General features: G+C 70.4%; 13 protein-coding genes. 10 read left to right on the plus strand and 3 right to left on the minus strand.

The features are described from left to right. Positions 1 to 104 precede the first annotated feature (104 nt). A complete protein-coding gene (locus FLL47_RS19935) occupies positions 105 to 680 on the minus strand; it encodes an isochorismatase family protein (protein WP_144122019.1) in 576 nt (191 codons plus the stop codon). A 79-nt stretch (positions 681 to 759) separates the two neighbouring features. Then, complete coding sequence (locus FLL47_RS19940; protein ID WP_144122020.1) at positions 760 to 2,052, minus strand: nicotinate phosphoribosyltransferase; 1,293 nt, start codon at positions 2,050 to 2,052, stop codon at positions 760 to 762. Between the two features lie 151 nt (positions 2,053 to 2,203). Between FLL47_RS19940 and clpS the strand changes: the two genes are divergently transcribed. The 5 genes from clpS (at position 2,204) to FLL47_RS19965 (ending at position 5,134) form a co-directional block, all read left to right on the plus strand. After that, positions 2,204 to 2,506 (plus strand): ATP-dependent Clp protease adapter ClpS, encoded by a 303-nt coding sequence (gene clpS, locus FLL47_RS19945; RefSeq protein WP_144122021.1) that lies wholly within the window; start codon positions 2,204 to 2,206, stop codon positions 2,504 to 2,506. Between the two features lie 10 nt (positions 2,507 to 2,516). Further along, positions 2,517 to 3,032, plus strand: a complete 516-nt coding sequence (locus FLL47_RS19950) for a DUF2017 domain-containing protein (RefSeq protein ID WP_144122022.1) — start codon at positions 2,517 to 2,519, stop codon at positions 3,030 to 3,032. 64 nt (positions 3,033 to 3,096) lie between these two features. Next, positions 3,097 to 3,612 carry a M67 family metallopeptidase gene (locus FLL47_RS19955; protein ID WP_144122023.1) on the plus strand — a complete coding sequence of 172 codons (516 nt, stop codon included), beginning with the start codon at positions 3,097 to 3,099 and terminating at the stop codon, positions 3,610 to 3,612. Positions 3,613 to 3,677: 65 nt separating this feature from the next. Beyond that, complete coding sequence (locus FLL47_RS19960; protein ID WP_120316750.1) at positions 3,678 to 3,992, plus strand: MoaD/ThiS family protein; 315 nt, start codon at positions 3,678 to 3,680, stop codon at positions 3,990 to 3,992. Positions 3,993 to 4,168: 176 nt separating this feature from the next. Then, complete coding sequence (locus tag FLL47_RS19965) at positions 4,169 to 5,134, plus strand: PLP-dependent cysteine synthase family protein (protein ID WP_144122024.1); 966 nt, start codon at positions 4,169 to 4,171, stop codon at positions 5,132 to 5,134. A 135-nt stretch (positions 5,135 to 5,269) separates the two neighbouring features. On the opposite strand, the gene FLL47_RS19970 is transcribed toward FLL47_RS19965, so the two are convergent. Continuing rightward, a complete protein-coding gene (locus FLL47_RS19970) occupies positions 5,270 to 5,764 on the minus strand; it encodes a hypothetical protein (protein WP_144122025.1) in 495 nt (164 codons plus the stop codon). A 167-nt stretch (positions 5,765 to 5,931) separates the two neighbouring features. On the opposite strand from FLL47_RS19970, the gene murI reads away from it, so the two are divergent. From murI to FLL47_RS19995, 5 genes are all read left to right on the plus strand, one after another. Beyond that, positions 5,932 to 6,726, plus strand: a complete 795-nt coding sequence (gene murI, locus FLL47_RS19975; RefSeq protein ID WP_144122026.1) for a glutamate racemase — start codon at positions 5,932 to 5,934, stop codon at positions 6,724 to 6,726. A gap of 100 nt (positions 6,727 to 6,826) precedes the next feature. After that, positions 6,827 to 7,573 (plus strand): MBL fold metallo-hydrolase, encoded by a 747-nt coding sequence (locus FLL47_RS19980; protein ID WP_144122027.1) that lies wholly within the window; start codon positions 6,827 to 6,829, stop codon positions 7,571 to 7,573. Between the two features lie 18 nt (positions 7,574 to 7,591). After that, positions 7,592 to 8,368, plus strand: coding sequence for a ribonuclease PH (rph, locus tag FLL47_RS19985; RefSeq protein ID WP_144122028.1), 777 nt, complete (start codon positions 7,592 to 7,594; stop codon positions 8,366 to 8,368). After that, positions 8,365 to 8,988: an RdgB/HAM1 family non-canonical purine NTP pyrophosphatase gene (gene rdgB, locus FLL47_RS19990; RefSeq protein ID WP_144122029.1), complete on the plus strand. Its 624-nt coding sequence runs from the start codon at positions 8,365 to 8,367 to the stop codon at positions 8,986 to 8,988. Before rph ends, rdgB begins: the two co-directional genes overlap by 4 nt. 134 nt (positions 8,989 to 9,122) lie before the next feature. Then, positions 9,123 to 10,322: an FAD-dependent oxidoreductase gene (locus tag FLL47_RS19995; RefSeq protein ID WP_144122073.1), complete on the plus strand. Its 1,200-nt coding sequence runs from the start codon at positions 9,123 to 9,125 to the stop codon at positions 10,320 to 10,322. The last annotated feature ends 250 nt before the right edge of the window (positions 10,323 to 10,572 follow it).

The following is a 10,572-nucleotide window of genomic DNA, read 5'->3' on the forward strand; positions in this document are numbered from 1 at the left end:
GATTGACACCTATCCCCCCGATGCGGCCAAACATTAAGTTAACTTTCCTTAAAATGGAAGAGCGTTTACCTAAAACATCCCTTAAGGACCTCTGACCAGCGGTTTCAGGCCGCGTTGGTGATCTCCACACCGGACTCGCGGAGTGCGGTCAGCGCGAGCTCCGTCGATTCCGGAGCGACGCCGGCGGTCAGGTCGAGCAGCACCGTGGTCGCGAAACCCTCGCGGGCCGCGTCCAGCGCGGTCGCCCGTACGCAGTGGTCGGTGGCGATGCCCACCACGTCCACCTCGGTCACGTCACGCATCCGCAGCCAGGCCGCCAGCCCGATGCCGCTGCTCTGCCCCTCGAACCCGGAGTACGCCGCGGCGTACTCGCCCTTGAGGAAGATCGCCTCGATCCGGTCCGTGTCCAGCGCGGGGTGGAACTGCTCGCCGAAGGTGTCCGCGACGCAGTGCACCGGCCAGCTGCTGGCGTAGTCCGGCGGGTTGCCGAAGTGCGCGCCCGGGTCCTGGTGGTGGTCCTTGGTGGCGACGATGTGGTCCCAGCGGCGCGGCGTCGCGCCCTCGTCCTGCGCCAGGTGCGCCGAGACCGCGGCGGCCACCGCGGCGCCGCCCGCCACGGGCAGCGAGCCGCCCTCGCAGAAGTCGTTCTGCACGTCGACGATGATCAGTGCGCGGGCCATGGCCGCCTCCCCGGAAGACGAACGGTGGTGCCTGTGCACCGTTCATCATGCTGCTCCGGTCACGCCCGTCCCGCAACGATCACGTGGCGGTGGTCACCGTCACCGGCACCGCGGGGTCGCCCGCGGACAGCTTCAGGCCCTCCCATGGAATCGTGATCAGACAGTCCCGCAGATGGGCCCGGCTGTCGGCCAGGGTCGGCAGGTCCGCGACGAACTCGCCGCCGCGCACGAACGGGCGCTGCAGCAGCCGGTCGCCGGGCTGTGCCGGGGGTGTGGCCTGCTGTGACAGCACGATCTCCTCGACCGCGGTGCCGGTCGGCTTGTGCCGGCGGTACGCCGTCTTGCGCCCGCCCACCGTGGCCTTGTTCTCGGAGCGCTTCACCACCGGGCGGCCGTCCACTTCGACCAGCTTGTAGACCAGGCCCGCGGTCGGCGCGCCGGAGCCCGTCACCACCGCGGTGCCCGCCCCGTACACGTCGACCGGCTCGGCGGCCAGCGCGGCGATGGCGTACTCGTCCAGGTCGCCGCTGACGACGATCTTCACGTCCGGCGCGCCCAGCTCGTCGAGCAGCGCGCGCGACTGCGCGGCCAGCACCGACAGGTCGCCCGAGTCGATGCGCACCGCACGCAGGCCGGGTCCGGCGACCGCGATCGCGTTGCGGATGCCCTGGCTGATGTCGTACGTGTCGACCAGCAGCGTGGTCTGCTCACCCAGCGCCGCGACCTGCGAGGCGAACGCGGCCTTCTCGTCGTCGTGCAGCAGCGTGAAGGCGTGCGCGGCGGTGCCCGCGGTGGGGATGCCGTAGCGCATGCCCGCGGCGAGGTTCGAGGTCGAGGCGAAGCCGGCCAGGTAGGCGGCGCGGGCCGAGGCCACGGCGGCCTCCTCGTGCGCCCGACGTGAGCCCATCTCGATCAGCGGGCGGCCCCGGGCCGCGGTGACCATGCGGGCCGCGGCCGCGGCGATCGCGCAGTCGTGGTTGAGGATCGACAGGATCAGCGTCTCCAGCACCACGCACTCGGCGAATGTGCCGGTCACGGTGATGATGGGGGAGCCGGGGAAGAAGAGCTCGCCCTCGGCGTATCCGTCGAGGTCGCCGCGGAAGCGATAGTCGCTCAGCCAGGCCGCCGTCTGCTCGTCGACCACCCCGGAGCGGCGCAGGAAGTCGACCTCGTCCGGGTGAAATCCGAACTCGGCGAGCTGCTCCAGCAGGCGGCCGGTGCCGGCGACCACGCCGTAGCGCCGGCCCTGCGGCAACCGCCGTGCGAAGACCTCGAAGACGCTGCGGCGGTGGGCCGTGCCGTCGCGCAGCGCTGCGCTGATCATGGTCAGCTCGTAGTGGTCCGTCAGCAGACCCGGCGCACCAGCATGCATCCCCACACCCTATGGCCTTGCCCGATCTTGCGGGGGTGTCCCCCGTGGCAAGCGGGGGCGGCCTGGCCATCGGGGGTTCCGGCAAGATCGTCTCAGCCTCGCCAGGACGGCACTTCCTCGTGCCTGTGTGTTGCCCGAATCAACTCGTAGGATGGGGGACGTGACCGCCGCCCCACAGACCGTTCCGGTTGATAAACCGGACATAGACGAAGCGTCGGAATTCGCCCGACCCTGGGTCACCATCGTGCACAACGATCCGGTGAACCTGATGAGCTACGTGACCTGGGTTTTCCAGGAGCTCTTCGGGTACAGCAGGGACAAGGCCGAACTGCTGATGCTCGACGTGCACCAGAAGGGCCGGGCCGTCGTGTCTGCGGGCGCCCGCGAACGCATGGAGCACGACGCCAGCAGGCTGCATACCTACGGCCTGTGGGCCACGGTCGACAGACAGTGAGCGAGCGCGCATGACGATCTTCCGCAGAGTCGGCGCGGAATGCGTGGCGGACTTTCGCGAGGACGAGGTACGGGTACTGCGCAAGGTCGCCGAAGAGGTCGTCGGTCTGCTGACCGACGGCTTCGACCGCGAAGACCCCGTCGTCGAGCGGCTGTTCCCCGACGTGTACCCCGAGGACGTGAAGAACTCCGCCGAGTTCCGGCGCTTCACCGAGGGCGACCTGAAGACCGCCAAGATCGACCAGGCCGGTGCGGTGCTGGCCGGGCTGCCGGAGGCCGGCAAGGGCGAGGTGCGCCTGGATGCGGAGTCCGCGGAGGCGTGGCTGCGGGCGATCAACGACGCCCGGCTCGCGCTGGGCATCCGGCTGGAGCTGACCGACGACACGGTGGTGGAGTACGAGCTGGAGGAGGCCCTGGAGCAGGACGCCGGCTCGGCGCGGGTGTTCCAGCTCAGCGTCTATTCATACCTCGGCTACCTTCAGGAGTCGCTCCTCGAGGCCGTCATCGGCGCCGACTTCCGCCGCTGAGACTCGCCATGGCGCGGATCACATGGGTGTTCGAGGGTGGGTGCGGATCGGTAGGCTGGTCGCCGTGCTGACCATCCACAGGGAGATCATCGAGGCGATCGTCGCCCACGCCCGCCGGGACCACCCGGACGAGGCCTGCGGTGTCGTGGCCGGTCCCGTGGGTTCGGACGCTGCAGCGCGTCACATCCCGATGGAGAACGCGGAGCGTTCCACCACGTTCTACCGCTTCGACTCGACGGAGCAGCTGCGCGTGTGGCGGGAGATGGACGACCGCGACGAGGAGCCGGTGGTGATCTACCACTCGCACACGGCGACGGAGCCGTACCCCTCGCGCACCGACATCTCCTACGCGGGCGAACCGAACGCCCACTACCTTCTCGTCTCGACCCGCGACCCGCAGACCGCGGAGATCCGTTCGTTCCGCATTCTGGACGGGCAGGTGTCCGAGGAGCCGGTCCAGCTCGTTGGTGAGAGTATGGACACCATGCGGAGCTACGAGGAGAACGGCGACCCGCACGCCGTGCAGTCGTTCATGTTCGGGCAGAGCCCGGCGGCGGTGGACTACGAGTGTCAGCGCTGAGCTGATCTCGCCCTGAGTCCCGACGACCGTCCGTTCGACTTTTCTTCTTTCAGGAGTTCTCTGCCATGGCTATCGACGTTCGCATCCCCACCATCCTGCGCTCCTACACGGGTGGCGCGAAGGCCGTCTCCGGCGCCGGTGACAACCTCTCCGAGCTGCTCGCCAACCTCGACGGCACCTACCCGGGCCTGCGCGGCCGGCTGATCACGCCCGAGGGCGGCCTGCACCGCTTCGTGAACATCTACGTCAACGACGAGGACGTGCGCTTCCTCGGCTCGCTCGACGCCAAGATCAGCGACGGCGACACGGTCACCATCCTGCCGGCCGTCGCCGGTGGCGCCTTCGGCCTCGCCGCCGCGGCCGCCGTCCTCGGCCGCTGACCTTTCCCGCCGCGACGATCTCGCGCGCACCGTGGGCAAATGCGCCGGTGGCCAGTCCTCGCCGGTCCGCTGTTCAGGCGGACCGGCCGGACGAACCACCGGCGTTGCCCGTGCCGGGCAACCGGCCGACGGTTCGCGCACGATCGTGGCGGCGGCTCGCGCGAACGGAGCTGATCATGGCGCGTTTTGATTCACTGCTCGACGTCTGCGGGGACACGCCGCTGATCGGGCTGCCCCGGCTGAGCCCGGCCGTGCCCGACGGCGCGCCACCGGTGCGGCTGTGGGCCAAGCTGGAGGACCGCAACCCGACCGGCAGCGTGAAGGACCGCGCGGCCATGTACATGGTGCGGGCGGCCGAGGCCGACGGGCGGTTGCGCCCTGGGGCCACGATCCTGGAGCCGACCAGCGGCAACACCGGCATCTCCCTGGCCATGGTGGCCAAGCTGCGGGGCTACCGGCTGGTCTGCGTGATGCCGGAGAACGTCTCCACCGAGCGCATCCAGCTGCTGCGCATGTACGGCGCGGAGATCATCTTCTCGCCCGCGGCGGGCGGCTCGAACCAGGCGGTCGCCACGGCCAAGCAGATCGCGGCCGAGCACCCCGACTGGATCATGCTTTACCAGTACGGGAACGAGGCCAACGCCCGCGCCCACTACGAGACCACCGGCCCCGAGCTGCTGCGCGACCTGCCCACGCTGACCCACTTCGTGGCCGGGCTGGGCACCACGGGCACGCTCATGGGCACCGGCCGCTACCTGCGGGAGAAGAACCCCGACGTCCAGATCATCGCGGCGGAGCCCCGCTACGGCGAGCTGGTGTACGGCCTGCGCAACATCGACGAGGGCTACGTACCCGAGCTGTACGACGCGTCGGTGCTGACCCGGCGCTTCTCGGTCGGCACCCGCGACGCCGTGCTGCGCACCCGCCAGCTCGTCGACGTCGAGGGCCTGTTCGTCGGCTTCTCCACCGGCGCCGTCGCCCACGCCGCCCTCGCTGTGGCCCACGAGGCCGCCAAGACCGGCCGCGCCGCCGACGTGGCCTTCCTCGTCGCCGACGCCGGCTGGAAGTACCTCTCCACCGGCGCCTACACCGGCACCCTCAACGACGCCGAAACCGCCCTCGAAGGCCAACTCTGGGCATGACCCCGCCCCGGCCGGTCCAGCGCGTCGATCATGAACTTACGGACGTGTTCGACGGCGTGTCACCACCCTTGCACCTGATCGACAGAGCCCGACCGGGTATCCCGGTCGGGCTCTGTCGTGTGGGCTGGGGCCTGGTCAGAGGGTGGCGTAGGCGAGGGTGATGTTGGCGAGGAGGAGCACGGTGGAGATGGTGAAGAGGATCAGCGGCAGGCGGTAGCGGTGGATCGCGGCGAAGCCCGCGGCGATCGCGGCCACGCCGAGCACGCCGATGGTGAGGGCGGTGGGGGCGTACCAGGTGGGCACGTCGAGGTTGACCGCCAGCGCGACGGCCAGCCGGCCGCCGGGGATCAGGCCGAGGAAGCCCAGTGCGGCGGCCCAGATGCACAGACCCAGCAGCCTGCCGGTACGCGGGGACGGGTCGTCCTCGCCAGGCAGCCGGAACCGCGACGTCACGGCGGTGCGCAGGCCGCCGGACGGGCCCGCGTCCTGGTCGTCGGGCGCGGTGCGGGCCGACGGCATCGACGCGTGTTCGTCACTGGCAGTGCTCGACGGGTTGCCGGCGGTGCCGGCCTGCACCGCCGTGGCGAGGACGCCGTCGGCGTCGCGCTCGGAGTTCGACTCAGTACGCACTGTGCTCGCCAATCCTCTGCCTGACCTGCCCGTTGATCGGGCCGTGCACTGTGTGCAACGGTGGTTGGCGACGGTCCGTAACGGCAGGCTGATTGCCGTGTCACGTTCGCGACATCTCGGAAAGGACCGTTCCCCTGAAGGGGGGTTGGCCAAGTAGGCTGCGCAGCGTGACGGACGCGCCCATCGGCATCTTCGACTCGGGGGTCGGCGGGCTCACGGTGGCCCGGGCCATTCTCGACCAGTTGCCTCACGAACGGGTCGTCTACATGGCCGACACCGCGCACGTGCCGTACGGGCCCAAACCCATCGCCGACGTGCGCTCCTACGCCCTGGACTGCCTGGACCGGCTGGTCGAGCGCGGCGCGAAGATGCTGGTCATCGCCTGCAACACCGCCTCCGCCGCCTGCCTGCACGACGCGCGCGAGCGATACGCCGTGCCCGTGGTGGAGGTCATCCGGCCGGCCGTGCGGCGCGCCGTGGCGGCGACGCGCAACGGCAGGGTCGGTGTCATCGGCACCACGGCTACGATCAACTCAGGGGCCTACCAGGACTCGTTCGCCGCCGCGCCGCACATCGCGGTGACCGCGGCGGCCTGCCCGCAGTTCGTCGGGCTGGTGGAACGGGGTGTGACGTCCGGCCGGGCGTTGCTCGGCCTGGCCAGCGCCTACCTGGAGCCGCTACAGCGTGCCCAGGTGGACACGCTGGTGTTGGGTTGCACGCACTATCCGCTGCTCACCGGTGTGATCAGCCTCGTGATGGGGGATCAGGTGACCCTGGTGTCGAGCGCGGACGAGACGGCGCGCGACGTCTATCGTGTCCTCGTGGAGCGCGATCTGCTGCGCCCCGACGACGCCCCGGCTCCTGCCCACGAACTGCTGTGCACCGGTGACCAGGAGATCTTCGATCGGCTGGCGAAGCGGTTCCTCGGATCCGCGCTGGACCCTGCGGGAGCGCGGGCATGAATGAGCGAAGCGAACAGGCGCGCAGGCGCGCAACAAGGCTGAGCGTCGGGCACTGCGGCTTCGTGTCTCATGCCGAATCTGTGCGGAGCGGAGATCCGGCATGAGACTGACCGTCCTGGGCTGCGCGGGCAGCTTTCCCGGGCCGGAGTCGGCCTGCTCGGCATACCTGGTGGAGGCCGACGGCTTCCGGCTGCTGGTGGACTTCGGCACCGGCTCGCTGTCGGCGCTGCAGCGCTATTCGAGCCTGAAGTCGGTCGACGCGATCCTGCTCAGCCACCTGCACTGCGACCACATGCTGGACGCCTGCTCGTACGTGGTGGTGCGCCGGTACGCCCCGGACGGGCCCTACCCGCCGATCCCGGTGTACGCGCCCGCGGGCGCGCCGGAGCGCATCGCGACCGCGTACAGCCTCGACGAGGGGCCGCTGGACGACGTCTACACGTTCTACGCGCTGCAGCCGGGCAGCTTCCCGATCGGACCGTTCCAGGTGAGTGTGGACCGGGTCAACCATCCCGTGGAGACTTACGGCGTGCGCCTGGAGCACGAGGGGCGGGTGCTGGCGTATTCGGGCGACACGGCGCCGTGCGACGCGCTGCTGCGGCTGGCCCAGGGCGCCGATCTGTTCCTGTGCGAGGCGAGTTATCTCGACGGCGTGGACAACCCGCCGGACCTGCACCTGACCGGCGGCGAGGCGGGCGAGATCGCGACCAAGGCCGGGGTACGCCGACTGCTGCTGACGCACCTGGTGACCGCGTGGGGTTCGGAGGCGGAGACGCTGAACAACGCCGCCGCCACGTTCGCCGGACCCGTCGAGATCGTCCGCCCCGGTTCCCGGTACGAAGTTTGACCCCATAGGGTGGGGCGCATGACCAGACCTGATGGGCGTGCGCCCGACCAGCTTCGCCCGGTCACGCTGACGCGGAACTGGAGCATGCATCCCGAGGGCTCCGTGCTGGTGGAGTTCGGCAACACCCGGGTGCTGTGCACCGCGAGCGTGACCGAGGGCGTGCCGCGCTGGCGCAAGGGCACCGGCCAGGGCTGGGTCACCGCCGAGTACGCGATGCTGCCGCGCGCCACGACGACCCGGTCCGACCGGGAGAGCGTCAAGGGCAAGGTCGGCGGGCGTACCCACGAGATCTCCCGCCTGATCGGCCGCGCCCTGCGTGCCTGCGTCAACCTCAAGGCGCTGGGCGAGAACTCCATCGTCATCGACTGCGACGTGCTGCAGGCCGACGGCGGCACCCGCACCGCCGCGATCACCGGCTCGTACGTGGCCCTGCACGACGCGGTGAGCTGGCTGGCCGCCAAGAACATGCTGACCCGCAAGCAGACCGTGGAGACCACGCTGCACCGCTCGATCGCGGCGGTCAGCGTCGGCATCGTCGCCGGTGAGCCGCGGCTCGACCTGTGTTACGAAGAGGACGTGACGGCCGCCGTCGACATGAACGTGGTCTGCACCGGCACCGGCGACTTCGTCGAGGTGCAGGGCACGGGCGAGGACGGCGTCTTCGACCGCAAGCAGCTCAACGCCCTGCTCGACCTGGGCGTGGCCGGGTGCGAGACGCTGACCACGCTGCAGCGCACCACGCTGGGACTGCCCACGCTGGACGCGGCCGGCCTGCTGGAGGTGTTCCGCAAGTGAAGCTGCTGCTCGCCACCCGCAACGTCAAGAAGCTCGACGAGCTGCGCCGCATCCTGGCCGCCTCGCCGGAGCTGCTCAAGGTCGAGCTGGTCGGCCTCGACGACGTCCCGCCGTATGTCGAGGTCCCCGAGACCGGCCTGACCTTCGCGGAGAACGCCCTGCTCAAGGCGCGCGAGGGGGCCAAGCACACCGGCCTGCCCACGGTCGCCGACGACTCCGGGCTGGCCGTCGACGCGCTCAACGGCATGCCGGGCGTCTTCAGCGCCCGCTGGTCCGGCCGCCACGGCGACGACCGCGCCAACCTGGACCTGGTCCTGGCCCAGATCGGCGACGTGCCCGACGAGCACCGCGGCGCGGCGTTCGTCTGCGCGGCGGCCCTGGTGCTGCCCGGCGGCGGGACCTCGCCGAACGGCCGCGAGCACCTGGTCAGCGGCAAGATGACGGGCCGCCTGCTGCGTGCCCCGCGAGGTGAGGGCGGCTTCGGCTACGACCCGATCTTCGTCGCAGACGGCAACACCCGCACCAACGCCGAACTCGAACCCGCCGAAAAAGACGCCATCAGCCACCGCGGCAAAGCCTTCCGCGCCCTGGCCGCCGTCGTCGCCAAAAACCTCTCCTGACCCCCACCCCCGCCCCTCCCGGGGGCGGCGATCTTGCGTGGGCTGCGGGTACGACACACTCGAACCGGGCATATCCCTAACAGTTCGTGCAAGATCGTCGCGATCATGAGGAGCGGGGCGTGGCGGAGCGGGAGTTGCGGGCGCGGGTTTGTGTGGTGGGGAGTGGGCCGGCGGGGTTGATGCTGGCGTACCTGTTGGCACGGCAGGGGGTCGAGGTCGTGCTGTTGGAGAAGCACGCCGACTTCTTCCGGGACTTCCGTGGGGACACGATCCACCCGTCCACCCTGGACGTGCTCGACGAACTGGGGCTCGGCGAGGCGATCGCCAAGCTGCCGGGACGGCGTGAGCCGGGGGTCGCGGTGTCGTTCGACGACGGCACGTACCAGGTCGGCGACTTCACCCGGTTGCGCAAGCCGCACAACTACCTGCTGATCCTGCCCCAGTGGGACTTCCTGGACCTGCTCGCCGCCGAGGCCGCGAAGCTGCCCGGGTTCACGCTGCTGCGCTCGACCGAGGCGGTGGACGTGTTACGGGACGAGACCGGGCGGGTCACCGGCGTCGCCGCGGTCGGCCCGGACGGGGCCGCGGTGCGGGTGTCCGCGGAGCTGACCGTGGCCTGCGACGGCCGCTCCTCGGTGATCCGCGACAAGTTGGGGCTGACCCCCGTCGACTTCGGCGCGCCGATGGACGTGTTGTGGTTCCGGATCTCGAGGGAATCCGGGGACCCGGAAGGGCTGCTCGGCCGGGTCGGGCCGGGCGCGCTGCTGGTCATGATCGACCGGCACGACTACTACCAGTGCGGGTACGTCATCCCGAAGGGCGGCTACGCCCGCGTGCAGGCCGAGGGCCTGGACGGGTTCCGCCGGCGTGTCGCCGGGCTCGCCCCGATGGTGGCGCGCCGGGTCGGCGAGATCACCTCGTGGGACCAGCTGCACCTGCTTACCGTGCAGGTCAACCGGCTGGAGACGTGGCACGTGCCCGGTGCGCTGTGCATCGGCGACGCCGCCCACGCGATGAGCCCGGTGGGCGGGGTCGGGGTCAACCTCGCGGTGCAGGACGCGGTCGCCACGGCCCGGCTGCTCGGGCCGAAGCTCAGGGCAGGTCGCCTGCGTACCGAGGACCTGGATCTGGTCCGCAAGCGCCGGATGTTCCCGACGCGGGTGACCCAGCGCGCCCAACGGGTCGCGCAGAGCCGCCTGGTCGGCGCGGTGCTCCGTGCCGACGCTCCGATCAAGGCCCCCGGCGTGCTGAAACTCTTCCAGCGTTTCCCGGTGCTGCAGGCCGTCCCGGCCCGCCTGGTCGGCCGCGGCGTCCGCCCCGAACACGTCGCCTGACCACTGTCGGCCGTGACGCGCCAGCAGTGACACGCCAGGCGCGGCGTGTCAGCCGAGATGGTGGCGTGATGATCGCCGTTTCATGCCAGCACCTGTGGTGTGACCGCACTTCGTGACACGAGACAGCGATCATCGCGGCAACCCCTGATGATCACGACGATCTTGCGCGAACTGTTAGGGATATGCCCGGTTTGGGGGTGTCGCACCCACAGTTCGTGCAAGATCGCCGCGCCGCGCCGCGCCGCGCCGC

Origin of the sequence: Catellatospora sichuanensis, assembly GCF_007483665.1 — a bacterium.
Taxonomy (GTDB): domain Bacteria; phylum Actinomycetota; class Actinomycetes; order Mycobacteriales; family Micromonosporaceae; genus Catellatospora; species Catellatospora sichuanensis.